26 protein-coding genes and 1 pseudogene are annotated in these 25,915 nt (G+C 67.3%); 10 read left to right on the top strand and 17 right to left on the bottom strand.

Annotated features, from left to right (window positions below; translation table 11 throughout):
• The first annotated feature begins 39 nt into the window (after positions 1 to 39).
• Together ACYQ8K_RS06165 and ACYQ8K_RS06170 are read left to right on the top strand one after the other, a co-directional pair.
• The gene (locus tag ACYQ8K_RS06165) at positions 40 to 1,452 is read left to right on the top strand and encodes an ABC1 kinase family protein (protein WP_459967595.1); all 1,413 of its coding nucleotides are present in this window, start codon (positions 40 to 42) and stop codon (positions 1,450 to 1,452) included.
• Positions 1,439 to 2,626, top strand: coding sequence for a cytochrome P450 (locus tag ACYQ8K_RS06170; RefSeq protein ID WP_459967654.1), 1,188 nt, complete (start codon positions 1,439 to 1,441; stop codon positions 2,624 to 2,626). The genes ACYQ8K_RS06165 and ACYQ8K_RS06170 overlap by 14 nt, the downstream gene beginning before the upstream one ends.
• On the opposite strand, the gene ACYQ8K_RS06175 is transcribed toward ACYQ8K_RS06170, so the two are convergent.
• The gene (locus ACYQ8K_RS06175) at positions 2,623 to 3,969 is read right to left on the bottom strand and encodes an MFS transporter (protein ID WP_459967596.1); all 1,347 of its coding nucleotides are present in this window, start codon (positions 3,967 to 3,969) and stop codon (positions 2,623 to 2,625) included. The genes ACYQ8K_RS06170 and ACYQ8K_RS06175 overlap by 4 nt on opposite strands.
• A 6-nt stretch (positions 3,970 to 3,975) precedes the next feature.
• The gene (locus ACYQ8K_RS06180; RefSeq protein WP_459967597.1) at positions 3,976 to 5,121 is read right to left on the bottom strand and encodes an LLM class flavin-dependent oxidoreductase; all 1,146 of its coding nucleotides are present in this window, start codon (positions 5,119 to 5,121) and stop codon (positions 3,976 to 3,978) included.
• Between the two features lie 435 nt (positions 5,122 to 5,556).
• On the opposite strand from ACYQ8K_RS06180, the gene ACYQ8K_RS06185 reads away from it, so the two are divergent.
• Both ACYQ8K_RS06185 and ACYQ8K_RS06190 read left to right on the top strand, forming a co-directional pair.
• Positions 5,557 to 6,420: an alpha/beta hydrolase gene (locus ACYQ8K_RS06185; RefSeq protein WP_459967598.1), complete on the top strand. Its 864-nt coding sequence runs from the start codon at positions 5,557 to 5,559 to the stop codon at positions 6,418 to 6,420.
• Between the two features lie 9 nt (positions 6,421 to 6,429).
• The gene (locus ACYQ8K_RS06190; protein ID WP_459967599.1) at positions 6,430 to 8,598 is read left to right on the top strand and encodes an acyltransferase family protein; all 2,169 of its coding nucleotides are present in this window, start codon (positions 6,430 to 6,432) and stop codon (positions 8,596 to 8,598) included.
• A gap of 204 nt (positions 8,599 to 8,802) precedes the next feature.
• Here ACYQ8K_RS06190 and ACYQ8K_RS06195 read toward each other — a convergent pair whose 3' ends face one another.
• Together ACYQ8K_RS06195 and ACYQ8K_RS06200 are read right to left on the bottom strand one after the other, a co-directional pair.
• Positions 8,803 to 9,489 carry an Rv0518 family GDSL lipase gene (locus ACYQ8K_RS06195; RefSeq protein WP_459967600.1) on the bottom strand — a complete coding sequence of 229 codons (687 nt, stop codon included), beginning with the start codon at positions 9,487 to 9,489 and terminating at the stop codon, positions 8,803 to 8,805.
• Between the two features lie 90 nt (positions 9,490 to 9,579).
• The gene (locus ACYQ8K_RS06200) at positions 9,580 to 10,815 is read right to left on the bottom strand and encodes an acyltransferase family protein (protein WP_459967601.1); all 1,236 of its coding nucleotides are present in this window, start codon (positions 10,813 to 10,815) and stop codon (positions 9,580 to 9,582) included.
• Between the two features lie 367 nt (positions 10,816 to 11,182).
• Here ACYQ8K_RS06200 and ACYQ8K_RS06205 point away from each other — a divergent pair, with 367 nt between their 5' ends.
• Positions 11,183 to 11,623, top strand: a complete 441-nt coding sequence (locus tag ACYQ8K_RS06205) for an STAS domain-containing protein (protein WP_459967602.1) — start codon at positions 11,183 to 11,185, stop codon at positions 11,621 to 11,623.
• Here ACYQ8K_RS06205 and ACYQ8K_RS06210 read toward each other — a convergent pair.
• From ACYQ8K_RS06210 to ACYQ8K_RS06240, 7 genes are all read right to left on the bottom strand, one after another.
• Complete coding sequence (locus tag ACYQ8K_RS06210) at positions 11,607 to 11,867, bottom strand: hypothetical protein (protein WP_459967603.1); 261 nt, start codon at positions 11,865 to 11,867, stop codon at positions 11,607 to 11,609. The two genes, ACYQ8K_RS06205 and ACYQ8K_RS06210, sit on opposite strands and share 17 nt — an antisense overlap.
• Positions 11,864 to 12,409: a DUF3093 domain-containing protein gene (locus ACYQ8K_RS06215; protein WP_459967604.1), complete on the bottom strand. Its 546-nt coding sequence runs from the start codon at positions 12,407 to 12,409 to the stop codon at positions 11,864 to 11,866. The genes ACYQ8K_RS06210 and ACYQ8K_RS06215 overlap by 4 nt, the downstream gene beginning before the upstream one ends.
• 13 nt (positions 12,410 to 12,422) lie before the next feature.
• Positions 12,423 to 13,412, bottom strand: coding sequence for a porphobilinogen synthase (hemB, locus tag ACYQ8K_RS06220; RefSeq protein ID WP_459967605.1), 990 nt, complete (start codon positions 13,410 to 13,412; stop codon positions 12,423 to 12,425).
• 82 nt (positions 13,413 to 13,494) lie between these two features.
• Positions 13,495 to 15,153: a bifunctional uroporphyrinogen-III C-methyltransferase/uroporphyrinogen-III synthase gene (locus ACYQ8K_RS06225; protein WP_459967606.1), complete on the bottom strand. Its 1,659-nt coding sequence runs from the start codon at positions 15,151 to 15,153 to the stop codon at positions 13,495 to 13,497.
• A 23-nt stretch (positions 15,154 to 15,176) separates the two neighbouring features.
• Positions 15,177 to 16,124 carry a hydroxymethylbilane synthase gene (hemC, locus tag ACYQ8K_RS06230; RefSeq protein WP_459967607.1) on the bottom strand — a complete coding sequence of 316 codons (948 nt, stop codon included), beginning with the start codon at positions 16,122 to 16,124 and terminating at the stop codon, positions 15,177 to 15,179.
• 13 nt (positions 16,125 to 16,137) lie between these two features.
• On the bottom strand, positions 16,138 to 17,508 hold the full coding sequence (locus ACYQ8K_RS06235; protein ID WP_459967608.1) for a glutamyl-tRNA reductase: 1,371 nt from the start codon (positions 17,506 to 17,508) through the stop codon (positions 16,138 to 16,140).
• Positions 17,509 to 17,633: 125 nt separating this feature from the next.
• Positions 17,634 to 17,903, bottom strand: coding sequence for a glutaredoxin family protein (locus ACYQ8K_RS06240; protein ID WP_459967609.1), 270 nt, complete (start codon positions 17,901 to 17,903; stop codon positions 17,634 to 17,636).
• Positions 17,904 to 17,962: 59 nt separating this feature from the next.
• Here ACYQ8K_RS06240 and ACYQ8K_RS06245 point away from each other — a divergent pair, with 59 nt between their 5' ends.
• From ACYQ8K_RS06245 to ACYQ8K_RS06265, 5 genes and pseudogenes are all read left to right on the top strand, one after another.
• Positions 17,963 to 18,271 (top strand): WXG100 family type VII secretion target, encoded by a 309-nt coding sequence (locus ACYQ8K_RS06245; protein ID WP_459967610.1) that lies wholly within the window; start codon positions 17,963 to 17,965, stop codon positions 18,269 to 18,271.
• Positions 18,264 to 18,416: pseudogene (locus tag ACYQ8K_RS06250) on the top strand (WXG100 family type VII secretion target); the annotation flags it as partial. The gene ACYQ8K_RS06245 and the pseudogene ACYQ8K_RS06250, both read left to right, overlap by 8 nt.
• Before the next feature lie 316 nt (positions 18,417 to 18,732).
• On the top strand, positions 18,733 to 19,641 hold the full coding sequence (locus ACYQ8K_RS06255; RefSeq protein WP_459967611.1) for an HAD family hydrolase: 909 nt from the start codon (positions 18,733 to 18,735) through the stop codon (positions 19,639 to 19,641).
• 43 nt (positions 19,642 to 19,684) lie between these two features.
• Positions 19,685 to 20,206, top strand: a complete 522-nt coding sequence (locus ACYQ8K_RS06260) for an FAS1-like dehydratase domain-containing protein (protein ID WP_459967612.1) — start codon at positions 19,685 to 19,687, stop codon at positions 20,204 to 20,206.
• Positions 20,207 to 21,136 carry a cyclopropane mycolic acid synthase family methyltransferase gene (locus ACYQ8K_RS06265; RefSeq protein ID WP_459967613.1) on the top strand — a complete coding sequence of 310 codons (930 nt, stop codon included), beginning with the start codon at positions 20,207 to 20,209 and terminating at the stop codon, positions 21,134 to 21,136.
• Positions 21,137 to 21,214: 78 nt separating this feature from the next.
• Here ACYQ8K_RS06265 and ACYQ8K_RS06270 read toward each other — a convergent pair whose 3' ends face one another.
• From ACYQ8K_RS06270 to ACYQ8K_RS06295, 6 genes are all read right to left on the bottom strand, one after another.
• Entirely contained in the window at positions 21,215 to 22,303 is a 1,089-nt protein-coding gene (locus ACYQ8K_RS06270) for a lysophospholipid acyltransferase family protein (protein ID WP_459967614.1), read from the bottom strand.
• A complete protein-coding gene (locus tag ACYQ8K_RS06275) occupies positions 22,285 to 23,412 on the bottom strand; it encodes an SDR family oxidoreductase (RefSeq protein ID WP_459967615.1) in 1,128 nt (375 codons plus the stop codon). Before ACYQ8K_RS06275 ends, ACYQ8K_RS06270 begins: the two co-directional genes overlap by 19 nt.
• Before the next feature lie 51 nt (positions 23,413 to 23,463).
• Positions 23,464 to 23,565 (bottom strand): 30S ribosomal protein bS22, encoded by a 102-nt coding sequence (locus ACYQ8K_RS06280; RefSeq protein ID WP_003402602.1) that lies wholly within the window; start codon positions 23,563 to 23,565, stop codon positions 23,464 to 23,466.
• A 146-nt stretch (positions 23,566 to 23,711) separates the two neighbouring features.
• Entirely contained in the window at positions 23,712 to 23,969 is a 258-nt protein-coding gene (locus ACYQ8K_RS06285; protein ID WP_040629292.1) for a cell division/environmental response transcriptional regulator, read from the bottom strand.
• Between the two features lie 138 nt (positions 23,970 to 24,107).
• Positions 24,108 to 24,983: a pyrroline-5-carboxylate reductase gene (gene proC, locus ACYQ8K_RS06290; protein WP_459967616.1), complete on the bottom strand. Its 876-nt coding sequence runs from the start codon at positions 24,981 to 24,983 to the stop codon at positions 24,108 to 24,110.
• Between the two features lie 27 nt (positions 24,984 to 25,010).
• On the bottom strand, positions 25,011 to 25,910 hold the full coding sequence (locus ACYQ8K_RS06295) for a thioesterase family protein (protein ID WP_459967617.1): 900 nt from the start codon (positions 25,908 to 25,910) through the stop codon (positions 25,011 to 25,013).
• Positions 25,911 to 25,915 lie beyond the last annotated feature (5 nt).

Raw genomic sequence — 25,915 nt, forward strand, 5'->3', positions numbered from 1 at the left:
CATACTTTATTACGGGCCAACCGCGCTGGGGGGGACTGGATGTCGCAGCACGACGATTCCGTGCCACGCGGCCGCATCCGGCGGACCATGCCGCTAGCAGGTTTCACCGCCCGAGCCGCTGGAGGACGGCTGGTCGCCGGACTTCGGGAGAAAACGGGCAACGATGGCGCGGTCGCGCGATTCCATGAACGCACCGCCGAGCGCTATGCCGAATTGCTGGGCCACTCCAAAGGTGTTCTGATGAAGGCCGGTCAGATCTTGTCGATGGTAGATGCCCGCGCTGTCGGCACCGGAGGCTACTGGCCGTATCAGAAGGCGCTCGCCCGACTTCATGCCGATGCACCACCGATGCACCCCACGCTTGTGCGAAAAGTTCTACACGACGAATTGGGTTCCGCAGTTGATCATTTCGAGGCCATCTCCGAGGAGCCGATGGCCGCAGCATCGGTCGGTCAGGTGCACCGCGCCTTAATGCGCGACGGCCGCGAGGTCGTCGTGAAAATTCAATACCCCGGTGTGGCTCAAGCGATCCGCGACGACCTGGCCAACACTGAACTTATCGCCACGTTCCTGAGGTTTGTGGTCGCCGCGTCAGGAATGAAGGTCGACATCAAAAGCCTCGCCCGAGAAGCATCGGCCCGGATCGCGGAGGAGGTCGACTACCGCCACGAAGCCGACATGATCACCACCGTCAGTGAGCTGTATCGTGGCCACCCGTTCATCCGTGTCCCCGATGTCATATCTGAAACATCTGGTGATCGCGTGCTGACGATGACCTACCTCGAGGGATTGGACTATCCGGCAGCGCAACAGGCCGACCAGGACCTGAAGAACACCTGGGCCGAGGTGATGACAAGGTTCATGAACGGCAACTTCCGACACGCCAACTTGGTCCACGCCGATCCCCATCCAGGAAATTATCGATTCAATCCCGACGGCACCGTCGGATTTCTTGATTTCGGTTGCACGTCAACACTTCCCGAAACACAGCGCTGGCTTTGGGTTTCATTTCTGCGCGCCGCGGTCGAAGAGCATACGAACGACAGCCACGAATTGTTGACAGAATTGGGCATCATCACTGCTGACTCAGGTCTGACGAACGACCAATTGCGGGAATGGATCTCCTACACGAACTATCCGATGACCCTGCCGCAACCGGTTACGTTCACACCCGATGCCGTCGCGCGGGTCGTCGGCGGGTTCTTCGATGTTCGCGACCGCGATCACCCGGTGGCAAAGATCACTGTTCCGCGAGAACATGTCTTCACTTCCCGGATCGTTCTCGCATTCAATAGTGTCGCCGCGGGTTTGCAGGCGACTCTGCCCATCCGGGCAATCTTTGACGACATGGACGGAGTCACCGAGCCCGTCACCGAACTGGGCAAGCTGCACCACGCCTGGGTGCGGGAGCGTGGTCTCCCCGGCGCATTGGACCATCATGACCACCCCTGATGCCCAGATCAAGCCGAGGCTGCCCTGGGACGCGGCCGACCCCTACCGTTATTACGAGCGGCGGCGTCTCGAAGGCGACGTAGTCTGGGACGACACCGCCGCCGCCTGGCTGATCCTCGGCTACCACCCGGCGCGACAGATCCTTGGTGGGGCCGGCTGGTCGAGCGATCCGCTGGCGAACCCGAATGCCCCAGTCGGTGCCAGAGAGTCTGTCCGAGATATATTGCGGCGCAACATGTTGATGACAGACGGCGACGCCCACAGCAGGCTACGCGGCGCGGTCCGTGACGTCTTTACTCGATCATTCATCGCCGGGCTCCGGGAGGGCGTCGATGCCATCGCCGCTCAGACGATCGGCCTCGTCCCAGCCCGAGTCGATTTCGACTTCATGCTCGAGGTCGCACTGCCTGTGCCGATCGCCATCGCAGCGGCGTGGCTCGGACTGGACGTTGACTCGACATGGCTGTTACGCGAAGAGTCACCGGCCATCAGCCGAATGTTGGCCGAATTCAACGACATCGGTGCTCTCGAAGCAGGTACTGCGGCGTTCGCGAACCTGCTGACTGAAATCCTTCCTTTGGCGGCCGACCGTCGCGCCAATCCCGGTGACGACCTGCTCAGCTTCATCGGCGCCGACCCGGCTCTGGAACTCGACGACGTCGTCATGACTGCGATCATCATCGCCATCGCCGGACACGAGACCACCGCAAACCTACTGGGCGCAGCCATGGTTCGGCTGATGACGACAACGCCCACCGGTGTCCGACCGATTGATACCATCGACTCCGTCGGTGGTCGGCTGGTCACCGAATTGCTACGCCTGGACAGTCCCGTGCAGGCCGTAATGCGCACCGCCACGCAAGACCACGTCATCAACCGTGTGACCATTCGCGCCGGCGAGTCCGCCCTCGTGGCGCTGGCCGCTGCCAACCGGGATCCGGCCGTCTTCGACGAGCCCGGCCAATTTCGAACACACCGCTCAGGCCCGGCGCCGATCACATTCGGCTACGGCGCCCACTTTTGCCTTGGGGCCGCACTCGCCCGCCTCGAGGTGATCATTGCGCTGCAACACATCCTGGCACGCGGACCCACGCTGCGAGGCACGCCAGTATGGCGAGACAACCCTGCCATCCGCGGACCTCAGAGACTGGACTGCGCCTTCGGCGTCGCCTAAAGGTACAGGTCGCGGTCGCGGATCAGCGCCGTGGCGATCACGCTGATCACCGCAGTGGCGACCAGATATCCACAGGCCAGCCACGGCGCGCCGCCGACGGCCGCGATCAGCGCGGTCAGAATCATCGGCGTCACCCCGGACGCGTACACGCCCGAGAACTGGTAGACGAACGATAAACCGGTGTAGCGGGTGCCGGTGGGATACAGCGAGGAATAGAGGGTGCCTTGCGCGCCGTAGAACAGCGCGTGCACCACGCCGAACACGAGGATCATGGCCAGCCCGAACCAGACCAGGTTTTTGGTGCCGAACAGGGCGAACGCGGGAAACGCCGCCAGGCCGTAGAGGGCCACGCCCACCAGGTATACCCGTCGTGCACCATACCGGTCGGTCAACGCTCCCGAGACGGGCAGCAGCACCGCCATCAGCAAGGCGGCGATGGTGACCACGACCAGGACCGAGACCTTGTTGAAGCCCAGCGCCCCGGTCGCGTAGCTGATCGCGAAAACGCCCCAGGTGTTGAAGGCCGAGCCCTCCGCCCAGCGAGACAGCAGTCCCAGCAAGGTGTTTCGCCGAGAACGGGGTTCGCGGACGATGTCGCGGATGGGCACGGTGGACGCGGCCTCGAGGTCGCTCAACTGACGGAACGCCGGCGTTTCTTCGACCCGCAGCCGCACCACTACGCCGATCGCCACCAGCAACACGCTCAGCAGGAAGCCGATGCGCCAACCGTAGGACAGAAATCGCGTCTGACCCAAGGCAACCTGCAGGAACGCGAATACGCCGGTGCCCAGTGCCAGGCCCAGCGCCAACCCGACCTGCGGGATCGCCCCGTAGCGTCCGCGCCGGTCGCCGGGGCTGTGTTCGACGGCCAGCAGCACCGCCCCGCCCCACTCGCCCCCGAGCGCAAAACCCTGCAGCACGCGCAAAGCCAGCAGCAGCACCGGCGCCCAAGCGCCGATCTGGGCGGCCGTCGGCAAGGCCCCGATCAGCGCCGTCGCGCCGCCCATGATGAGCATCGTCAGCGCCAGGCTGCGCTTGCGGCCGATCCGGTCGCCGATGTGGCCGAACACCAGGCCGCCGATGGGTCGCATGACGAACCCCACGGCGAAGGTAGCGAACGCCAATAGCGTTCCCACCAAAGAACTTTCGTTGGGAAAGAACACCTTATTGAAGACCAGGCCGGCCGCGGTGGCGTACAGGAAGAAGTCGTACCACTCGACCGTGGTGCCCAGCAAGCTCGCCGCGACGACGATGCGCAACCGCCGGCGCTGCTGCTCGAAGGATTCGTCGACCGCATCGGGTCCCGGGGTGGTGACCGCGGACGCGGGCAGGGTGGACGCCATGGCCCCTTAGTGCGCCGAGGCGACGGCGAACGGCGTGGCCCCCGCCGGATGCGATTGGCGGTTGGGGTGCCGCCACAAACCCATCCGCTCCAGGATCGGCAGCACGCCCTCGCCGAACCAGTAGGCCTCTTCCAGATGCGGATAACCCGACAGAATGAAATGGCTGATGCCCAATTTGGCGTATTCGGCCAACCGCTCCGCGACCTCGGCGTGCGACCCGACCAGGGCGGTGCCCGCTCCGCCACGGACCAGACCCACCCCCGCCCACAGGTTGGGCGCGACCAGCAATTTGCTGCTGTTGCCGCCGTGCAGGTCCAGCATGCGGCGCTGGCCTTCGGATTCGCTGCGCGCCAGGCTCGCCTGCACCCGCTCGACATCGGCCGGGTCGATCGCGGCCAGCAACCGGTCGGCCTCGGCCCACGCCTCAGCGGCCGTGTCGCGGCTGATCACGTGAATCCGCAAGCCGTACTGCAGGATCCGGCCTTCGTCGACGGCCAGTCCGCGGATCCAGTCGAGCTTCTTGGCGACCGCCGTCAGCGGCTCGCCCCAGGTGAGATACACGTCGGAGTGCTTGGCCGCCACCGGCCCGGCCGCTGCCGAGGACCCGCCGAAAAACACCGCCGGGATCGGATCGGGCGGGTTGTTCAGCTGGGCGCCCTCGACCTGAATGTGTTCTCCCGCAAAGGTGACCGGCTCCTTGGCGGTCCACAGCTGGCGCACCACGTGCAGGAACTCGGCGGTGCGGGCGTACCGCGCCTCCTTGTCCAGGAAGTCACCGTAGGCCCGTTGCTCGTGCGGTTCGCCGCCGGTGACCACGTTGAGCAGCAGCCGTCCCTCCGAGTGCCGCTGGAAGGTGCCGGCCATCTGCGCGGCCAGGGTCGGACTCAGCATCCCGGGACGGAACGCAACCAAGAACTTCAGCGTCTCGGTCGATTCGACCAGCATCGCCGTCGTCAACCACGCGTCCTCACACCACAATCCGGTGGGCGTGAGGACGGCCTCGAAACCGTTGTCCTCGGCGGCCGTGCAGATCTGGTGCAGGTACTTCAGCGTGGCCGGCCGGTCGCCGGACATCGACGTGCCGTGCCCGCCCGCGACCAGATTCCGCGAATCGCCGTAGGTCGGCAGAAACCAATGAAACGCGAGACTCAATTCACAATCCTTTTTCCGCTCCGCTTTCGCCCCGTGGCAGAGGCCCGTTACATCCTTCTGAAGTCCGCGCCGATGGGCGAGGGTTGAAACCTGCGAGATTGCATCCCGGCCGGACGACGCCGTCGGCGCGCCGGCCGGCGGCCGCGTGCGTCGGTTCGCGACGGCGAGGCGCCGGGCACGCGGCCGGCGTCACCGCGTCTCCCACTGTCCCAGAAGGCAATACGATCGCAATCATTCGGCCGGGGGCAACCGGCGGATTCGGCGCTACCATGATCACGATCTCGTGCGATGCCGCAACTCGGCGCCGCCACGGGCGCCGGACGACGCCGAAAAGATCACCGCTTCGGCACCGGAAGATCACGCCAGATCACACAATGCTTCCAATACGGCGTGGCTCGGCCGGTAATCCCCGCTCAGCGCGGCATTATTGCGATCATGCCTGACCTCACACGCCGAGCGGTGCTCCGGATGGGCGCCGGTGCCAGCCTCGGAGCCGCCGGCGTGCTCTCCTTCAGCTCCCTGCTGGCTCCGGCCGCTTCGCGCGCCGCGACGCTGCCGCAGGCGCCCGCGCCGTTCGAGCCGCCGACGGCGGGCAAGTCCCTGCCGACCCGGCTCACCGGGTCGTTCGTGTCAGCCGCCCGCGGGGGGATCAAGACCAACTATGTGATCGCCATGCCGCCGGGCCAGACCGGCTCGCTGCGCCCGGTGATCGCGCTGCACGGCGTGGACGGCGACGCCAACCAGATGCTCGACATGGGCGTCCCGGACGGGCTGGCCCAACTGGCCAAGGAGGGCAAGCCGCCGTTCGCCGTGGTCGGCGTCGACGGCGGCAACACCTACTGGCACAAAAGGACTTCCGGCGAGGACTCCGGTGCCATGGTGCTCGACGAGCTGCTGCCGATGCTGTCCACCATGGGTTTCGACACCTCCCGGGTCGGTTTCATGGGGTGGTCGATGGGCGGGTACGGGGCGCTTCGCCTGGGCGCCAAGCTGGGGCCGGCGCGGACCGCCGGCATCTGCGCGATCAGCCCGGCGCTGTACACCTCGTATCCGCTGAGTGCGCCGGGGGCGTTCGACAGCAACGACGACTTCGTGCAGAACAGCGTGCTGGGCCTGCCCGCACTGAACGCGATTCCGCTGCGCGTGGACTGCGGCAACTTCGACCGCTTCTATTTCGCCACAAAGCAATTCGTCTACCAGTTGAAGACCCAACCGGCGGGCAGCTTCTCCCTCGGCGGACACGACATCGCCTACTGGCGCAGTCAACTGCCCGGTGAGCTGGCCTGGATGGCGACCTAGCCCACGCAAATGACACTTCGGGAGGAATCAGTCGCCGGCAGCCCACAGCCACCTGCGCGGCGGACTTCCCGGAACGGATTCCGGCCCGACATCGAGGGGCTGCGCGCCGTCGCGGTGATCGCCGTCGTGCTCTACCACGCCGGCATCCCGGGAATCTCCGGCGGCTACATCGGTGTGGACGTCTTCTTCGTCATCTCCGGCTTCCTCATCACCGGGCTGCTCTTTCGCGAGGCGAGCACCACGAATACCGTTGCGCTGGGCCGGTTTTACGGTGCGCGCGCCCGGCGCCTGCTGCCGGCCGCGGCCATCGTCGGCACCATCACCGCGATCGGCGCGGCCGCGGTGCTGCCCCCGCTGCAGGCGCGCAGCGTGTTCCTCGACGGCATCGCCAGCGCCCTGTACGTCGGCAACTACCGGTTCGCCCAGCGGGGCACCGACTACCTGACCGCCGACGCCCCGTCGCCGTTCCAGCACTACTGGTCACTGGGCGTGGAGGAACAGTTCTACCTGGTGTGGCCGGTGCTGATCATCGCGGTCGCCTGGGCGGTCCGGCGGGTCCCGCGCCTTCGCGGGGCCGCGACGCGCGCGACCCCGTGTGCGGTGGTCCTCGCGGTGGTCGCCGCGGCGTCGTTGACGGCGGGCGCCCTGTGGACCCGCACGTCGCCATCGTGGGCGTTCTTCTCGCTGCCCACCCGCGCGTGGGAACTGGCCGCCGGTGGCCTGGTGGCCCTGTCGCTGCAGCAGTGGCGCCGGCTGTCGCTGCGGACCGCGTCGATCGCCGGCTGGGGCGGCCTGGCTTTGATCCTGCTGACCTGCACCCAACTCAACTCCCACACCCCATATCCCGGCACCGAGGCGCTGCTGCCGGTGCTGGGCACCGCGCTGATCATCGGCGGCGGCGCCGTCACCGGCGGGCTCGGGCCCGGTCGCCTGCTGTCCCGGCCGGCGATGCGCGCCATCGGCCGGATCTCGTACTCGTGGTACCTGTGGCACTGGCCGGTGCTGCTGCTGATGCCCGCGCTGCTCGGCGAGCCCGCGGGGCTGCCGGCCAGGCTCAGCGCCACGGCCGTCTCCGCCGGACTCGCCGTCATCACCCTGCACCTGGTGGAGAACCCGGGCCGCTTCGCCGCGGCGCTGCGCCGGTCGGCGAAAGTCAGCCTGGCCGTTGCCGGCGGTGCCAGTGCCGCCACCGCGTGCGCATGCATGGTGCTGCTGAACGTGATCCCGGCCCCGGTCGGCCACGGGGTCGCCGCCCCGCGCGCCAACATCATCGCGACGCCGCCGGCCAATGTTCCCGCCGTCACTCCCCAGGAAGCGGCGGTGCGTCAGGCATTCGACCAGGCCCGGGTGGCGCTCGCGGCGGCCGTCGGCCTGCGTGTCGTCCCGTCGAACCTGGACCCGCCGCTGGCCAAGGCGCCCGCCGACAAGGCCGTCGTGTTCGTCAACGGCTGCGTACGTTCCTGGCGCGACGTCGGACAAAGCGAATGCGCGTCCGGCGACACCGCCTCACCGACCACGGTCGCCCTGATCGGCGACTCGCACGCCGCCATGTGGAATCCCGCCTTCGAGCGGCTCGCCGAGCAGCGGCACTGGCGGTTGGAGACCCTGGCCAAGGTGACCTGCCCGCTGCAGGACCTGCACATCACGAGCCCGTATCTGGGCCGCGAGTACACCGAGTGCGAACAGTGGCGCGCCCAGATCATGAGCCGGATGAACGCCGAACACCCGCGCCTGATCGTGCTGGACATGAGCCGGCGCTACGGCGGGGACTTCGGGTTCACCTCCTACGACCCGGCCTGGATCGACACCCTCGGACGCACCGTGGCGCAGCTGCGCGGCACCGGCGCGACCGTCCTGGTGCTGGGGCCCGCCCCCGACCCGCGCTCGTCGGCGCCGGCGTGCCTATCCACCCACCTCGACGACGTGAACGCTTGCACGCCAACCAAACCCGCGGCGGTGGACGGCGACGGGATCGCCGCCGAGCAGGCCGCGACCACCCGCAGCGGCGGGCACTACGCCGATCTGACCGACATGTTCTGCACCCCAGACCGCTGCCCCCTCATCGTCGGCAACACGCTCGTGTTCCGCGACGACAACCATGTGACAACCGAGTACGCGCAGTTGGTGGCACCGCTGATGGGTGCGCTCGCGGACCGCGCCCTGGAAGCGGGCGGGTAAGCAATGAACTTCTCGAGGCTGACCAACGTCAGATCAGTGAAGGGTTTTTGGAGGTTTTAGTGTCATGTCTCCGCTGTTGCTGGTCTGCATCGCAGTAGCCGCGCCCTTCGCCGGCATCGCCTTCCTGCACGTGCAAGACCGCTTGGAGCGCTGGGATTACGACCGGCACGCCAACGACTGACACCCGCGGCCGCCACACCTGAGTCAGGTCGACAGCTGCGTACGGATGAGCGGTGCGATCTTGTCCGCCATGTATTGATGGCCCGCGTCGTTGGGATGCACGCCATCCGCGCCGATCAGGTCGGGGCGGCCGACGAACCAGTTTTCGGCGATCGGGTCGATGAACGTCGCCCCCGCGGCGCCGGCGGCGCCGGCGAGGACGTCGCGGATCAAAAACATCGACGGCGGCACATCGGCGGTCGGCCACGGCGGTCCGATCACCAGCAGCCGTGCCGCCGGCGCGAGTTGGCGCGCCACATCCAAAGCGGCATGGGTCTTTACGGTCAAGGTCGCGGGATCGACACCCTGGTCGTTGCGGGAGCCGAAGAACACCACCAGCGCATCGTCGGGCTGGACCGCCCTGGCGGTCAGGTCCTCGAAGATGCTGCCGTGGTCACCGGGCGTGGCATAACCGGCTCGACCTTCGGCCGCCACGCTGCCCGAGATCCGCGAACCCCGCGAACCGAGCACCTGCCAGGCGCGCACCGGCCACGACCTCGAGCCCAGACCGCCCTCGTTCGTTCCGGTGGTATACGAATCCCCCACCACCGCCACATGATTCAGCCGGAAGTCGAGCGTCAGTGTCTCGTAGGTGCGCACCTGCGCCGGGTATGCCATGCCTACGCCCGCCAGAAAACTCAACCCAATGAGAAAGGTGGCCAGACGACTCACTCTCACCTCCACTGTCAACGGCATCGTCGGGTGCCGCCGCGTCCTCATCAAGTGTTCCCCGTAAGACGCGGCCGGCCGCTGAGGCGGCCATCACACCGCGCGGGCCGAAACCGCTTCCAGCGGACGGTCGATCGGATGCAGCTTACTGTGTGATTCGCCGGGATCGCTTCGAGCGTCGACGGCCCTGACGTCGACCATCTTGCGCATCCAGCGGCGGGCGGGCTCTTCGACACCGTGATACAGCAGCACCGACAAGCCCAGGGCAATCGCGAGCAGGCCGATGACGTTCCATTTCCACGGGTTGTCCAGGGTCGGAAGCTCGAATTGCTCGACGGCCCAACCCCAGGCGGTGTGCACCAGCTCATGCACCATGTACAGGCAGAACGAGATCTTGCCGCCGTACACCATCGCCCGCGTCGACAACACCCGCGGCAGGCTGCCCAGCCCGATGGCCAGCGATATCACCAGCGGAACGAACAACACGTCGACGACACCGCCGCTGTCGTTCTCCACCACTCCCGATATCGGGTGCGCGCCAAACCAATACAGCACGCCGACCATCGCCGCCAGGAGCAGCAAAGAGACGTACCCGGCGACACGGCGGCCACGATCGCTCAGCCGCAGCCTGCGCACCGCGACACAGGCCAGCGCGCCCGCCGTGAATTGCGTGACAATGCGGGGCAGCCAGCTCCACGGTGTGTAGAAGTGGCCGCTGGCGAGCAGCATCACCACGGGCGGCAGCGATGCCGCGAAGGCCAGAACCATCAGGCTGCGCGCCCTGGTCGCCTGTTTCATCCTCAACAGGACCAACACCAGGACGGCGAAGAGCACATAGGCCAGCCATTCCGCGCTGATCGACCAGGCCGGCCCGTCCCAACTCGAGTCGTCGAAGAACGGCACAAACCACAACTGCACCAACAGGATCTGGCGCACGTAGCTGATCGCGGTCAGCGAGGCCGCATCCGGCGACGGCACATGACCGACGTGCAGCGTGAAGATCACCCACAGGGCGGCGAGGTGCAGGGTGACCAGGTACACCGGCCACACCCGGGCCAGGCGCAGCCACAGGAAATGCAAAGTCGCGCGGGTCGACCACGACCGGCCCATGCGGTCGAGATAGTTGTACGTCAGCACGAAGCCGCTGAGGATGAAGAAAAGGTCGACGCCCTGGGCGCCACAGTTGAGCACCGGCGCGAGCGCGTCGCGGAAGTCGGGTGAGACATCGCCGAGCATCGGCCGGAAGTGGAACAGCACCACCCACAGCGCGGCGACGATGCGGAGCCCCGTCAGGGCGGTGATCTCGCCCTTGATCTCTCCGCCCCGCACGCTGCTCTTCCCGTCCGAATCCTGGCGTTTCGTCCTGCCGCTACTTCGGCTGAGCGGGAAAACTCGCCTTTTCACAAGCCCCCCGACTAGCAACCGGCAGCCTAGGCAGCCTAGCAGCGGAATCGGCGGCACGCGTGGACGGTTGTGGTGTGGCATACGGCTTTCCGGGGTATTCCTGTGCCCCAATAAGCCGCTGGGCGTTTGCTCAGCCGCCGATTCGCGATATACCCCCAATCGCTTCTTAGCAAAGCGTTAGAAACGGCTTCCGGTCTCCTTAGGCTTGCGGCCTAACGTCGTAAACACTCTTTGGTGAGCGTGCAGGCGCTTCCGAAGGCGGCGCGAGCGCCACGGAGAGTGAGGGGTCCTCATGACGGTCGCAGGCAGCCGAGCTGGCCACGACAACTGCGTGTTTGACTGCGACGGCGCACAGGTCCGGGCGCACCACCGCCACCTGGCGACGGTGGTGCACATTCGCGGCGAAATCGACGAAAGAAATGTCGATCGCCTCAGCGACCACATTGCGCGCTTCACGCTCGGAGAAAATCCCGTGGTGCTCGACGTGGCCGATGTCAATGAATTTGCTGAGGCCGGCATCTCGCTGCTCTATGCATTCGATGCCGATTGTCGTGCCGCCGGGGTGGATTGGACCCTGGTCGCCAGCTCAGCGGTGACCGGGGTGCTGGATGACACCGGTCACGACGCCAGTTTTCCGATCATGCGTTCGGTCCACGAGGCGCTGCAGGGCAGGGCCGACGCCATCGCGCTGCGCCGTCGGATGGCGTTGCCGCTCGTCAGGAAGCCGTCTTAGCGCCCGAGCGCACGCGTCGCAGCCTGGCAACCCCGATGACCGCCAGTACCCCGGCGCTCGTCAGCAGCACCAGCGTCAGCAGCAGCAGCTGCGGGTCGTACAACAGCGACGTGGTGGAGGGCTGCCCGTCGGCGATCGGTGCCACGACCACCGTGTGATGCGAGTGCCACCAGGTCAGTCCCGAGCACACCAACGCGACGCAGGCCAGGCCGAGCTCGAGCAGCGCGCGGTAGCGGGTGTTCATTGCGTCGTCCCGGTGTCGTCGTCCCAGTCTCCGTCGATCGATCGGCTGGGCTCCACCCGCTCCTGGACCAGTGGGGTCAGGGCGGCGCGCAGCTGACGATGGCGACGCGCCCAGGCCTGGGCCGTGCGGTCGCCGGTGAGCTTGAGACCGATGCCGACGCGCTTGCGCGGCACGCCGACCAGTTCGCCGAGCGCCCGCGACGACTGCCACCGCGCCAGGTCTTTCCCGGAGGCTTCGTGGTTCTCCGGCTCGGGATACACCTTGATGATTTCGCGGACCAGAATTGTTTCGGTGCCCTGGCGCAGGGCGTCCTCGGTGAGCTCGACCGAGACGTGGATGCGCGCGGCCTTCACCTGTATCCCTAGGAACGCCGATACGAGCACCAGGAAGATCGCGGGGACCACCAGCGACACCGGGGCACCGCTCCAGATCTCGATCAACACCATCGCCACCGCGGCGGCCGGGCCGCACGCCAGCCACCACCAGCTGGCGCCGGGTTCGTAGAACAACCGCTTGGGTTCGGTGTCGCCGCCGGTAGTCATCGCAAGCCCCATCTCACGAGAGCCACCCTGCCGCATCCGCAGCCCAATAGGTGAGAACGATATCCGCCCCGGCGCGCCGGATGCTGGTCAGTGACTCCAGCGCCGCGGCGCGCTCGTCGATCCAATTATTCGCGGCCGCAGCACAAATCATGGCGTACTCCCCCGACACTTGATAGGCGGCGACGGGAACGGGCGAGACGTCGGCCGCGGCCGCGACCACGTCGAGGTAACTCATCGCCGGCTTGATCATGACAATGTCGGCGCCTTCGTCGAGGTCGAGCTCGACCTCGCGCAGTGCCTCGCGGGCGTTGCCGGCCTCCTGCTGATAGGTACGCCGGTCCCCGGAGAGGCTGGAGCCGACCGCCTCACGAAACGGGCCATAGAACACCGAGGCGAACTTGGCGGCGTAGGCCAGGATCGCCACGTCGGTGAAGCCGGCGGCGTCCAGCCCGTCGCGAATCGCGCCCACCTGTCCGTCCATCATGCCGCTCGGGCCCACCACGTGAGCACCCGATTCAGCTTGCGCCACAGCAAGATCCACATACCGGTCCACGGTGGCATCGTTGTCGACCCGACCCCGGTCGTCCAGGACGCCGCAGTGCCCGTGGTCGGTGAATTCGTCCAGGCAGGTGTCGGCCATCAACACGGTGGCCTCGCCGAGGTCTTTGGCCAAGTCCCGCAGCGCGACATTGAGGACGCCGTCGGGGTCGGTCCCGGCCGACCCGATCGAATCCTTGTCCTCGTCACGGGGCACGCCGAACAGCATCAGCCCCCCCACGCCCGCGGCGACGGCATCGGCGGCCGCGCTGCGCAACGAATCACGGGTGTGCTGCACCACGCCCGGCATGGACGTGATCGGCCGTGGTTCGTCGATGCCGTCGGCGACGAACATCGGCAACACCAAATGTCTTGGCTCCAAAGACGTTTGGGCCACCAAACGGCGTAAGGCCGGGGTGGTGCGCAGCCGGCGCGGACGGTGCCGCGGGTAACCGCTACCGCTCACGTCGCACCGCGAGCGTGCACAGACTGCCAGCTTCGACGGCGTGTCGCTGCACAAACACGCGCGCTCGGCTGCCGGCCGGCCACTAGCGCCTGCGGCTCTTTTTGCGCGGCGGCGGCAGCGCACCCTCGGCGCGCAACCGCGCGGCGTGTTCGGCCAGCGCGTCGACCAGCGGGCCGACCGCGGCGGTCTCGGGCTGGACATCCACCCGCAGACCGAATTCGGCCGCGGTCTCCGCGGTCTTGGGACCGATGCAGGCGATGATCGTCCGAGCGTGCGGCTTGCCGGCGATGCCGACCAGGTTTCGCACCGTGGAGCTGGACGTGAAGCACACCGCGTCGAACCCACCGGTCTTGATCATCTCCCGCGTCTCCGCCGGCGGCGGGGCGGCCCGCACCGTCCGGTAGGCGGTGACATCCTCGATCTCCCAACCACGTTCGCGCAGGCCCTCGGCCAGCGTCTCGGTGGCGATGTCGGCGCGCGGCAGCAGCACCCGGTTGACCGGGTCGAAAATGCTGTCGTAGGGCGGGAAGTCGTCGAGCAGGCCCAGGGAGGACTGCTCGCCGGCCGGCACCAGTTCGGGGCTGATCCCGAACGCCCGGACCCGGTCGGCGGTCGACTCGCCCACACACGCGATCTTCACTCCGGAGAACGCGCGCGCGTCCAGACCGAACTCGCCGAACTTCTCCCACACCGCGCGCACCGCGTTGGTGGAGGTGAACACCACCCACTGGAAGCGGCCGTCGACCAAACCCTTGACGGCCCTTTCCATCTGGGCGGGACTGCGCGGCGGCTCGACCGCGATGGTCGGCACCTCGATCGGCAGCGCGCCGTAGGAGGTCAGCCGCTCGCTCATCTCGCCGGCCTGGTCCTTGGTGCGGGGCACCAGCACGGTCCAGCCGTACAGCGCGCGGCTCTCCCACCAGTTCAGCTTCGCCCGGCTGGCCACCGTCTTGCCGATGGTCACCACCAGCGGACCGGTCAACGGGCCGGCGGGGTCGGTACCGCCTAGCACCGCCGAGTCGGTCAGGCCGTGCAGCGTGGTCTCGATGGAACGCTGCTGACAGGTGGTGCCCTGCGCGGTCACCACGCACGGGGTGCTCTCGGCGAGCTCGTGCTCGATCAGGGTGCGCGCCGCGTCGGCCAGATGCGACGACGTGGCCTGCAGAATCAGCGGGCCGGGCGCCGCCGCCAGCGCCTCCCAGTCGACGTCGCCGCGCACGTCGGCGACCGTGTGCGAGGAGCCCAGCGGCAACCCCGCATACGTCGGGACGGCATCGCTGGGAGCCAGCCCGGGCACGATCTCGATGTGCAGGTGGCTCCGCGCGATGGCGTTGACCTCCGTGATGACCGCGTCGACCGTCAGCGGGTCGCCGGCCACCAGCCGCACCACGTCCACACCCGTGCGTGCCTCGGTGGTCAGCGTCTTGGCCACCTCGGCGGGGTCACCCAGCGCCGGGCGGATATCGGGGCCACCGGAGATCACCGCCGGCTGCGCCTTGCCCTGGTCGGGGCCGCCGTCGCCGTTGGTGGCGGCCGGTTCGGCCGGAGCCGGACCGGACACCGGCGGCAGGTCTTTGCCGATCAGGGCCAGCACCGGCTCAGGCACGTCGGGGTCGGTGAACACCAAAGCGGCGTTCGCCAACACCGTCGCGGCCCGGGTCGTCAGCAGTCCCGGGTCACCCGGGCCGGAGCCCACGTACGTGATGCGGCCGGGTGTCGGCTTACGCCCTCGCGTCGTCATTGTCGCTCCCACGTAACTCGCATTTAATTTCCTCGCGCCGGGTCTTGCCGCGCTTCGCTCATCAGTTCTCGGGCGCCCAGCTCGAACAGCTCCGCGGCCACCGAAAGCCCGAGCTCTCGTGCCCGACCGGGACTGCCGATACCGGACGCGCGGATCACGTCGGACCCGTCCAGCGCCGCCACGCAGCCGCGCAGCGACAGCTCTTCGAAGATCCGGCCTTCCTCATCGATGGACTCGACCACTTCGGCGATCGCGCCCACCGGTGCGGAGCAACCGGCCTCCAGTTCGGCCAACAGGGCTCGCTCCGCGGCGACCGCCGCACGCGTGTCGGCGTCGTCCAGTTCCGCCAGCACTGCCGCTAACCGGCTGTCGCCGGCGCGGCATTCGACGGCGAGCGCGCCCTGAGCCGGTGCTGGCAACATCTGCACCGGCTCTAGCGTCTCGGTGACATCGTCGAGGCGACCGATCCGGGCCAGTCCCGCCCGGGCTACCACGATCGCGTCGAGATCACCACTGCTTACCCTGTTCAACCTGGTATCTAGGTTGCCTCGTAGGGGGCGGATTTCCAAACCGAGACCCAATGCTCTAAGCTGCGCGGCCCGCCGCGGCGACGAGGTCCCCACCAGCGAACCGGCTGGCAACTCCGCGAGCACCAGCCCGTCGCGCGCGACCACCGCGTCGCGCGGATCGTTGCGCACCGGGATGGCCGCCACAGCAAACCTAGGGTCGTCGGCGGTCGGCAGGTCCTTGTGGGAGTGCACGGCGGCGTCGACGCGGCCCTCCTCCATGGCCTCGCGCAGTGCGGTGGTGAAGACACCCACCCCGAGCGACTCGATGGGCGCCGACGAGCGGTCGCCCTCGGTGCTGATGGTCACCAGCTCAGCCGGGTGTCCCAGCGCGATCAAAGCGTCTCTGACACCCCCGGCCTGGGTGGTGGCCAGCAGGCTGCCCCGGGTGCCTATCCGGATCACGTTCGCCAATCGCCTACTCGGCGGTCTGCTGCGGGGTACCCGCGTCGAATCCGTTTGCAATGACTGGCAATTCGCCCGCGGCCACGGCATCGACGGCGGTCTGGTCGAGTTCGAAGAGTTCGCGCAACGCCTCGGCGTAGCTGTCGCCGCCGGGCGCGCTGGCGAGCTGTTTGATCCGCACGGTCGGCGCGTGGAGCAGCTTGTCCACCACCCGTCGCACGGTGCGCGCCACCTCTTCGCGCTGGGCGCTCTCGAGGCCGGGCAGCCGGTTGTCGAGGCGCAGCAGTTCGGCTTCGACCACATCGGCGGCGCGCTGGCGCAGCGCCGTGACGGTCGGCGTGACCTCGGCCATCCGCTGTCCGGCCAGGTAGGCAGCAACTTCGGTGGCGACGATGGTACGGGCGGCGTCGACGTCCGCGGCCGCGGCGTGGGCCGAGGGCTCGTGCTGCACGCGGTCCACGTCGACGACCCAGACGCCGGGCAGGCCGGCCACCGCCGGGTCGACGTCGCGCGGCATGCCCAGGTCGCAGATCACCAGCGGGTTCGCCTCTTCGTCGCGGTGCGCGGCGGCCAGCGCGTGGTGCACGTCGGCCAGCGAGACCACCGGGGTCACCGCGCCGGTACAGCTGACGACGACGTCGGCGCCCGCCAGGGTGTCGGGCAGACGATCCAGGGGCACGGCGTCCGCCCGCACGCCGACGTCACGGATCTTGCGGACCAGGCGCTGGCCCCGGGACAGCGACCGGTTGACCACATGGACCTGCCCGATGCCGGCTCGAGAAAGGTGCGCCGCGGCCAGGGCGCCCATCGCTCCGGCGCCGACCAGGACGGCGGTCTTGCCCGACAAGCCGTTCAGGCGGCGTTCGGCCATGTTCAGGGCGACGGACACCACCGAGGCGCCGGCGGCGTCGATGGCGGTCTCGGAATGCACCCGCTTGCCCACCGACAGGGCCCGCTGGGCCAGCTCGTGCAGAATCCGGCCCACGGTGCGGTTGGTCTCGGCGTTGGCATAGGCGCGACGGACCTGGCCGAGCACCTGCTGCTCGCCGATCACGGCGGAATCCAGCCCGCTGGCGACCGCGAACAGGTGCTCGACGGCGGCCTCGCTGTAGCGGACGTACGCATACTTGGTGAGGTCGGTCATCGACATCCCGGACTGTTCCGACAGCACCTGCCCGATCACCGCTAACCCGCCGTGGAACGCGTCCACCACCGCGTAAACCTCGACCCGGTTGCATGTCGACAGCACCATCGCCTCGGTCACCAGGGGTGACTGCAACACCCGGTCGACGATCTTGCCCTGATCGGCCTCGTCGATGCTGAGTTGTTCCAGGACGGAGACCGGCGCACTACGGTGCGAAACCCCGAAGAGCAAGACGCTCACGGCAGCATCACCTGGCCAGCTCCCTTGCTTCCTCCAGTAACTGAACTGCTGTCCACGGTAAACGTTTATCAGCTGGGCTACCAAATAATTGCCCCGCGCCGGCCGCCCGGGCGGCGCGGCACGGGTCAGCCGCCGAGATCGGCCCGCAGCCGGGGCTCATCGATCTCCCAATAGCTGTGTTCGCGCCCGTCGAGCAGGATCACCGGCAGCCGGTCGCCGAACTCGGCCCGCAGCGCGGTGTCGCCCGCCGCGGCCGCCGCGTCGACGTCGGTCATCGACAACTCGAAGCCCAACTCACCGGCCAGTTCGGCCAGCCGGGCGTGTACGCGTTCGCAGATGGTGCAGCCGTCGCGGGTCAACAGCTCCACCTGCCGCCGGCCGGTCGCCCCAGTCATGGGCACCAGTCTGTCATCGGTGACTTGTGGGGCTATCTACCAGGCATTATGTTCCGACTATGGCCGACGAAACGTTACGGGTCGATCCCGTCGTCATGCAGGGCGCTGCCGTCTCGCTCAGCGGTGCGGCCGAGCATCTTTCGGCGCAGCTGTCCCAGCTCGACGATCAGGTGGGTCAGATGTTGGGCGGTTGGCAGGGCGCGGCGGGCACCGCGTACGGGTCCGCGTGGGAGTTGTGGCACAAGGGCGCCCGCGAGGTCGAGTTCGGGTTGTCGATGCTGGCGCACCTGGTGGGTCAGGCCGGCGGGGCGTATCAGAGCACCGAGGAGGGGTCCGCCCAGGCGGAGCGGGCGGTGCGCGGTGGCTGAGGCGTTTCAGGTCGATCCGCAGGCGTTGGCCGAAGCGGTGCAGCGGATGGCGGCGTTTCAACGCTACGCCGAAGACATGATCGCCGAAATCGATTCTCGCGTAACTCGTTTACACACATCGTGGACGGGCACCGCCGCGGCGGCCTGATGGATCGGTTCTTCTTGAATGAACCCTAGAGACGAGTATTCGTGATGGCAGATTTCGTTGTCGATCTCACCATGTTTCCGAAATCTCTCCACAGATTGTGAAGTCTTGGTATGTATGGCAAGTCGTTCGACTGAGGAAACCCGGTCCCGGTCCCCAACGTGACACTGGCGTCACACTCGGCACCGAACGTGACGCTAGTGTCACGCTCCGCCATCCCGGACACGTCAACGCCCGCACGTCATCTGCCCGATAGGGTTGGAGATCGGGCACCCGCTGGGTCGCCAGGCAACACAGCGATCTAGGAGGTTTGACGATGACTTCCTCTGACCCGCTCAGCGCGGACCAATCCGGTTACGTCGACCCGGAGTCGCTGGCTGCGGACGCCAGCGCCGCCCGCGCGATCGAGGGCATGCGGGAAGCCGCCGCCTCCGAAGACCGGCCGCAGCCCCCCATCGACCTGACCGCCGCCGCCTTCTTCGACGTAGACAACACCCTCGTGCAGGGCTCGTCGGCGGTTCATTTCGGGCGCGGCCTGGCCACGCGCAACTACTTCACCTACCGCGACGTGGTCGGATTCATCTACGCGCAGGCCAAGTTCCAGATTCTCGGGACGGAAAACAGCAACGACGTCGCGGCCGGCCGCCGCAAGGCGCTCGCCTTCATCGAAGGCCGATCGGTCGAACAACTGGTCGCCCTGGGCGAGGAGATCTACGACGAGATCATCGCCGACAAGATCTGGCCCGGCACCCGCGAGCTCACCCAGATGCATCTGGACGCCGGCCAACAGGTATGGCTGATCACCGCCACGCCCTACGAGCTCGCCGCGACCATCGCGCGGCGGCTCGGCCTGACCGGCGCGCTGGGCACGGTCGCGGAATCGGTCGACGGCGTCTTCACCGGCAGGCTGGTCGGCGACATCTTGCACGGCACCGGCAAGGCGCACGCGGTTCGGTCGCTGGCAATTCGCGAGGGGCTCAACCTGAAACGCTGCACCGCGTACTCGGACAGCTTCAACGACGTCCCGATGCTGTCGCTGGTGGGCACCGCCGTCGCCATCAACCCCGATGCCCGCCTGCGCGCCCTGGCCCGGGAGCGCGGCTGGGAGATTCGCGATTTCCGCACCGCTCGCAAAGCGGCCCGGATCGGGGTGCCCTCGGCGTTGGCGCTGGGCGCCGCCGGTGGTGCGCTGGCCGCGCTGGCCTCTCGGCGGCAATCACGCTGATAGGCTGCGCCGCGCAGGCACAATCGAGCGGAAGGCATACGCGATGACAACCCCCAAGGAAGCCGAAGGGCTCATCGGCAGCCATTACCGCGCACCGGACTACTTCGAGGTCGGTCGCGAGAAGATCCGCGAGTTCGCGCTGGCGATCAAGGACGACCACCCGGCCCACTTCGACGAGAGTGAATCCGAGAATGCCGGGTACCCGGACATGGTGGCGCCGCTGACGTTCCTCGCGATCGCTGGGCGCCGCGTTCAGCTGGAGATCTTCACCAAGTTCAGCATTCCGATCAACATCGCCCGGGTCATTCACCGCGACCAGAAATTCAAGTTCCACCGGCCGATCCTCGCCCACGATAGGCTGTACTTCGACACCTATCTCGACTCGGTGATTGAGTCCCACGGCACCGTGCTCGCGGAGATCCGCAGCGAAGTTACCGATGCCGATGGAAAGCCGATCGTCACGAGTGTTGTCACAATGCTGGGAGAGTCTTCAAATCAAGAGGACGTCGAAGCTACCGCCGCGGCAGTGGCATCCATATCTGCAGGGAAGTTAGGGGCGTTGTAAATGTCTGCACACGGGGACACGGGAAGCACGCAACTGAAACCACCGGTCGAAAAGGTCCGGTCGCACTACGACAAGTCGAATGAGTTCTTCAAGCTCTGGCTTGACCCGTCGATGACCTACAGCTGCGGTTACTTCGACGAAAACCCCGATCCGCAGAATCTGACCAAGACGCTGGAAGAGGCGCAGTACGCCAAGCGCAAGCTCGCACTGGACAAGCTGAACCTCGAGCCCGGTATGACGCTGCTCGACATCGGCAGCGGCTGGGGCTCGACCATGCGGCACGCCGTCGCCGAGTATGACGTCAACGTCATCGGCCTGACGCTCAGCGAGAACCAGTACGCCCACTGCGTGGCGGAGTTCGAGAAGATGGACAGCCCCCGCCGCAAGGAGGTGCGGATCCAGGGCTGGGAGGAATTCCCCGGCGACGTACCGATCGACCGCATCGTGTCGCTGGGTGCGTTCGAGCACTTCGCCGACGGCGCCGGCGACGCCGGGTATGAGCGTTACGCCACCTTCTTCAAGAAGTACTACGACCTGCTGCCCGACGACGGCCGGATGCTGCTGCACAGCATCGTGGTGCCCACCGCCGAAGAGGGCAAAGCGATGGGTCTGCAGGTGAACATGACCCTGCTGCGCTTCATCAGCTTCATCCTGAAGGAGATCTACCCGGGTGGAAAGTTGCCCCAGGTCAATTTGGTCGACAAATACTCCACGGACGCGGGTTTCAAGATCGAGCGCCACCACTTCATCGGCAAGAACTACGTGCCGACTCTGACCGCCTGGGGCGATGCCCTCGAGGCGCACAAGGAGGAGGCGATCGCCCTGAAGGGGCAGGAGACCTACGACATCTACCTGAAGTACTTGCGGGGCTGCTCGGACCTGTTCCGCGACGGCTACACCAACGTCTGCCAGTTCACGATGGTCAAGTAATCGGATTTCGAAAGGTCAACGCCACCGCGGGTTTTCGCGGTGGCGTTTCCTTTTGCTCGGCTCAGCCGAGTGCGCGGCTCAGCCGAAGAAGATGTTGCGGCGGCCGGCGAGCAGGCGGTACAGCGTCTGCTGGATGGTCTCGCGCACCTGGTCGGTCAGTTCGAAGGTGACCATCGGATCGTCGGCGTCGGAGGCCGAGTAGTCGTCGGTGTAGATCGGCTCACCGAACGCGATGTGCCATTTCGACGGCAGCGGCACCAGACCGACGGGCCCGGCCAACGGGAACAGCGGTGTGATCGGGAAGTACGGCAGCCCGAACAACCGCGCCAGCAGCTTGACGTCGGTCAGCATCGGGTAGATCTCCTCGGACCCGATGATCGAGCAGGGAATGATCGGCGCCTTGGTCCGCAGCGCCGCGGTGACGAATCCGCCACGGCCGAACCTCTGCAGCCGGTAGCGGTCCTCGAACCGCTTGCCCAGCCCCTTGTAGCCCTCCGGGAACACGGCGGTGAGCTCGCCGGCGGCGAGCAACTTGTGCGCGTCCGTCGTGCAGGCCATGGTGTGGCCGGCCTTGCGGGCCGCCTCCCCCACCACGGGCAGATCGAACACCATGTCGGCGGCCAACAGTCGCATGTCCCGCTGCGCGGGGTGCTCGTCGTGGACGGCCACCGACAGCATCAACCCGTCGAACGGCAGCACGCCGGCGTGGTTGGCGACCACCAGCGCGGCGCCCTCATCCGGCAGGTTCTCGATTCCGCTCACCTCGACCCGGAACCAGGACCGGAAGAACACCCGCAGCAACGGCCGAACGATCGCGCTGTTGAAGTGTGGGTCGAAGCCGAACTCGTCGACGCTGTAGTCGCCGGTGAGGCGCTGGCGGAGGAATCCGGCAACCGAGGCGACGCGCTGCGCCAGGTCGTTCAGCGGTGCGTCGGCGGGCGAGGCGCCGGCGGCGCGGCGGTGCTCGTCGATTTCGCGGACCACCGCGGCGATCTGCTCGGCTGACGCGCGCCCGTTCGGATCCGACAGTAATGAAGGGTGCTGGCGAGATGACTCTGCTCTTTGATCGGCTCTCCGACGAGCCGCTACCCGACCCCGATTAGTGTGCAGTGGAATGACATTCGCTCTGGTTTCACCCGCCACGATACCTACCTGACCCCACCCCACGGAATTGGATTTCGGCTGCCCCAGCGCTGGGCTAGAGATATGGCGCGACCTTCCCAGGAGCGTACCCGATGCGGGTCAATTATGGGAGTCAGGCTGCGGCCGCGAACGTAGTCGTCGAACGCCTCCGCCGTCGTCCATTTCGGTTGGTAGCCAAGTTCTGATCGCATTCGGCCGGTATCCATGACCCGGCCATAACTCAAGTAATCAAACTGATCGCGACTGATCTCGTTGTAACGGTTTGCGCGCCGTAACGAGTCCAGAGCCCACACGCCGAAACCCGGTACTGGCAAAGGAATCCGGCCGGCCCGCCGGATCGCCTGCGACAGCATGATGATGCCGTCGGCGCCGATGTTGAACGTTCCCGCCTTGCCCGCCATCGCCGCGCGCTCCAGGGCACCCAGCGCATCCTGCTCGTGCAGCAGTTGTAGACGCGCGTCGCGGCCGAACATGGTGGGCACCAAAGGTCCGGCGAGATAACGCGACAGCGTGGTGTCCATCGCCGGGCCGATCATGTTGGCCAGCCGCAGAATCGTCACGGCGATATCGGGCCGGCGCCTTCCCAATCCGCGTGCGTAGGCCTCGATGTCGAGGCTGTCCTTCGCGAAACCGTTGCGGAACGGTCGGCGGCTGGTGCTGTCCTCGGTGAACATCACCGGATCGTGCGCGCTCGAGCCGTACACCTCGGACGTCGACTTGAGCACCACCCGGCGCACCGAGGGCGCCTTCTGGCAGGCCGCGAACAGCTGCATCGCGCCCATCACGTTGATCTCTTTCAACGCCGCGGTGCCGCCGGATCGTGGCGCGTAGGACGCCGCCGCCGCATGCACCACCGTGTCGACGTCGCCGTTGCGAATCACCTTGGCTATGAAGGGATTACGGATGTCGGCACGGACGAACTCGGCGCGCCCCATCCGGCGCAGCATGTCCTTACTCGGGGCTATCGCGTCGACCGCGATGACCCCTTTGATCATCGGGTTCTGCGCGAGCCGAGCCGTGAGGTAGCCGCCCAGAAACCGGCAGGCACCGGTGACCAGCACGATTTTGGGGTAATGCACGGTGTTGCCTGCGGTGTCACCCGGCCCGGCGTTGTCCCCATTCGACGGATCCACCCGGACAGCCTAGCGGCCAGGCGAGATGGCGGCACTATGCCGCGGGCGGGGTTACTTACCGAGTTTTCTGCGCTGCACCCGGGTGCGACGCAGCAGCTTGCGGTGCTTCTTCTTCGACATACGCTTGCGCCGCTTCTTGATTACTGAACCCATGAACTCCGCTATCTGACCGTGACCTGCTTCAAAGATTGGACCCGGACACTTTACCCGGCGGAACGCACCGAACACCAAACCGGCGTCGGGTGATCGCCGCGCGACCGCGGAGCCTGGGTGCCGCCCGCGAGCGGCACAGGTTCAGGTCAGCCGGCGTCGAAGTAGGACGTCTCCAGCATGTCGTGGACGGCCTTGGCGTGCACCCGGAAGGACCGGCCCACCCGGACCGCGGGCAGCTCGCCGTTATGCACCAGCCGGTACACCGTCATCTTGGAGACCCGCATCAATGCGGCTACCTCGGCGACGGTGAGAAACTGCGTCCTGCCCTGCTGGCTGTCGACGGAACTGGCGTCCCGTGGCTTACCTGCAGCATCTCGCGCTGATGGCCCGTTACTAGACGTCATCGCAACCCAATCGTGTCAGGCACGCGCATGCCAGCGGCTTCCCCTCCGCTGGCACCCACACGTGCTTACACAAGGAGAATAGCGGGACTAATGGGGTTACTGGTACTGGTGGGGGACAATCAGTTCAAAAAACTTGGATTACTCTGATGTAATTCTTAGCTGCTCAGAGCGCATTTTGGCGGCCTGAACGGCCGCGTCGACGGCCGCTCGCAGGCCACCCCGTTCCAGCTCACGCAGGCCCGCCGCGGTGGTACCGCCCGGCGAGGTCACCGTCGCCCTGAGCTGCGTCGCGGTGGCGTCCACCCGCAGTCCCGGACCCTCGGCCTCGCCCAGCTGCCGATCGGCCTCCATGCGCTCGAGCAGCATCGCGGCGGAGCCCGCCATGGTCTGCGCGGTCAGATCGGCGGCCACCTCACGGCTCAGACCCGCGGCCACCCCGGCGTCGACCAGGGCCTCAACCAGCAAGAAGAAATACGCGGGCCCGGAGCCCGACAGCGCGGTGACGGCGTCCATCTGGCTCTCCGGGACGCTCAGCACGCCGCCGACGGAGTCGAACAGGGCCGAGACGCCTTCGAGCTGCGGCGCGGTGACGAACCGGCCCTTGGCCAGGGCGGTGACCCCTGCGCCGACCAGCGCCGCCGCGTTCGGCATGGCCCGCACCACCGGCGTCCCGGCCGGAAGCTTCGACTCGAAGTAGGTGATGGTGATCCCGGCCGCGACCGTGACGAAGACCTGCTCGGCGGTGTCGCTCTCGGCGGCACCCGCCGCCCGGGCGATCTCCGCCATCACCGACTCGACGTCGGCGGGCTTGACCGCGACCACGACGAACGACGCGTTCTCCACCGCCTCGGGCACCGAGCTGATCAGCACCGAATACGTGTCCGCCAGATACTTGGCGCGCTCGGGAACCCGCTCGACCACCACCAGGTCTTTGACCTGCCGGCCCGCCCGCAGCAGACCCGACAGCAGTGCCTCCCCGATGCTGCCGCCACCGATGATCGCGATTCTTGCCATGCCGCACAGCATCGCAGATACCGCGCTCTAGCGAGCGGCAGGGACCAATGCCAATTGCCGGGCCTGCACCACCAGGCGGCCCAGGCTGTCGACGACGGTGTGGTCCTCGTCGAACCAGTCGTGCCCGATCTCGGTGCAGGTCGCGATGATGCGCAGCCAGCCGTCGGCCGGTAGGCCCCGCAGATACGCCGTGAGCTGGATCGTGGGCGCCCAGCCCGTGCGGTCCACGGCGAAGGTCACCGGCGCCGACAGATCGCCGCACATGAGCGCGAACAGTGCGTCCGGGGCCACCCCGCGGGGGCGCGCCCACATCTGGATCACCGGCGGGCGCCCGTCGCCGCGCGGCGCCATCGTCGACAGCACCGGCCGCACGTCGCAGCCCTCCCCCAGGTGCACGAGGCCGGCCAGCGGGTGCCCCGGCCCGATCGGCTCGATGTCGTCGGGGGGCTCGGGCGCCATCAGGTCGGCCACCGGGTTGGCCGACAGCAGCGGCTTGATCGCTCCGCCGACCGGCCGGATCAATGATCCGGCTCCTCCTCGGGCCGCTTCACGGCCCGCAAAGTCGACCGGATAATGCTCGGGCTCGCCGAGGTTCACCACGGCGTGCACCGCGGTGCGGTCGCCCTGGTTGAGCTCGACGTCGACGACGCTGATCCGCCGGCCCCGCTTGCGGATCGAGGTCACCAGCTGCACCTGACCGGGATCGGGAGCCCACAGGAAGCTCGCCGACACCGCGACCGGCTGCTGGGCCGACTCGAGCCCGTCGGCGCTGCCACCGCAGGCGGTGCGGGCGGCGTTGGCGCACAGCGCCAGCATCGCGCCGCCGTGCACCTTGGGACCGATGGTCCAGCGCTTGTCGAGCTCGCCCTCGAAGACGCCTGAACCGACCTCCCGCAACGTCATTGCGGTGGTGAATAACGCACTCATGTTGT

It is taken from the genome of Mycobacterium sp. MUNTM1 (assembly GCF_054660795.1).

Excerpts from the sequence above, each read along its gene's own strand:
- ACYQ8K_RS06280 (WP_003402602.1), bottom strand. The coding sequence starts at position 23,565 with ATGGGTTCAGTAATCAAGAAGCGGCGCAAGCGTATGTCGAAGAAGAAG.
- ACYQ8K_RS06165 (WP_459967595.1), top strand. The coding sequence starts at position 40 with ATGTCGCAGCACGACGATTCCGTGCCACGCGGCCGCATCCGGCGGACC.
- ACYQ8K_RS06245 (WP_459967610.1), top strand. The coding sequence starts at position 17,963 with ATGGCCGACGAAACGTTACGGGTCGATCCCGTCGTCATGCAGGGCGCT.
- ACYQ8K_RS06285 (WP_040629292.1), bottom strand. The coding sequence starts at position 23,969 with ATGACGTCTAGTAACGGGCCATCAGCGCGAGATGCTGCAGGTAAGCCA.
- ACYQ8K_RS06175 (WP_459967596.1), bottom strand. The coding sequence starts at position 3,969 with ATGGCGTCCACCCTGCCCGCGTCCGCGGTCACCACCCCGGGACCCGAT.
- ACYQ8K_RS06205 (WP_459967602.1), top strand. The coding sequence starts at position 11,183 with ATGACGGTCGCAGGCAGCCGAGCTGGCCACGACAACTGCGTGTTTGAC.
- ACYQ8K_RS06210 (WP_459967603.1), bottom strand. The coding sequence starts at position 11,867 with ATGAACACCCGCTACCGCGCGCTGCTCGAGCTCGGCCTGGCCTGCGTC.
- ACYQ8K_RS06215 (WP_459967604.1), bottom strand. The coding sequence starts at position 12,409 with ATGACTACCGGCGGCGACACCGAACCCAAGCGGTTGTTCTACGAACCC.
- ACYQ8K_RS06185 (WP_459967598.1), top strand. The coding sequence starts at position 5,557 with ATGCCTGACCTCACACGCCGAGCGGTGCTCCGGATGGGCGCCGGTGCC.
- proC (WP_459967616.1), bottom strand. The coding sequence starts at position 24,983 with ATGGCAAGAATCGCGATCATCGGTGGCGGCAGCATCGGGGAGGCACTG.
- ACYQ8K_RS06170 (WP_459967654.1), top strand. The coding sequence starts at position 1,439 with ATGACCACCCCTGATGCCCAGATCAAGCCGAGGCTGCCCTGGGACGCG.
- ACYQ8K_RS06265 (WP_459967613.1), top strand. The coding sequence starts at position 20,207 with ATGTCTGCACACGGGGACACGGGAAGCACGCAACTGAAACCACCGGTC.
- ACYQ8K_RS06260 (WP_459967612.1), top strand. The coding sequence starts at position 19,685 with ATGACAACCCCCAAGGAAGCCGAAGGGCTCATCGGCAGCCATTACCGC.
- ACYQ8K_RS06190 (WP_459967599.1), top strand. The coding sequence starts at position 6,430 with ATGACACTTCGGGAGGAATCAGTCGCCGGCAGCCCACAGCCACCTGCG.
- ACYQ8K_RS06295 (WP_459967617.1), bottom strand. The coding sequence starts at position 25,910 with ATGAGTGCGTTATTCACCACCGCAATGACGTTGCGGGAGGTCGGTTCA.
- ACYQ8K_RS06255 (WP_459967611.1), top strand. The coding sequence starts at position 18,733 with ATGACTTCCTCTGACCCGCTCAGCGCGGACCAATCCGGTTACGTCGAC.
- ACYQ8K_RS06240 (WP_459967609.1), bottom strand. The coding sequence starts at position 17,903 with ATGACTGGGGCGACCGGCCGGCGGCAGGTGGAGCTGTTGACCCGCGAC.
- ACYQ8K_RS06225 (WP_459967606.1), bottom strand. The coding sequence starts at position 15,153 with ATGACGACGCGAGGGCGTAAGCCGACACCCGGCCGCATCACGTACGTG.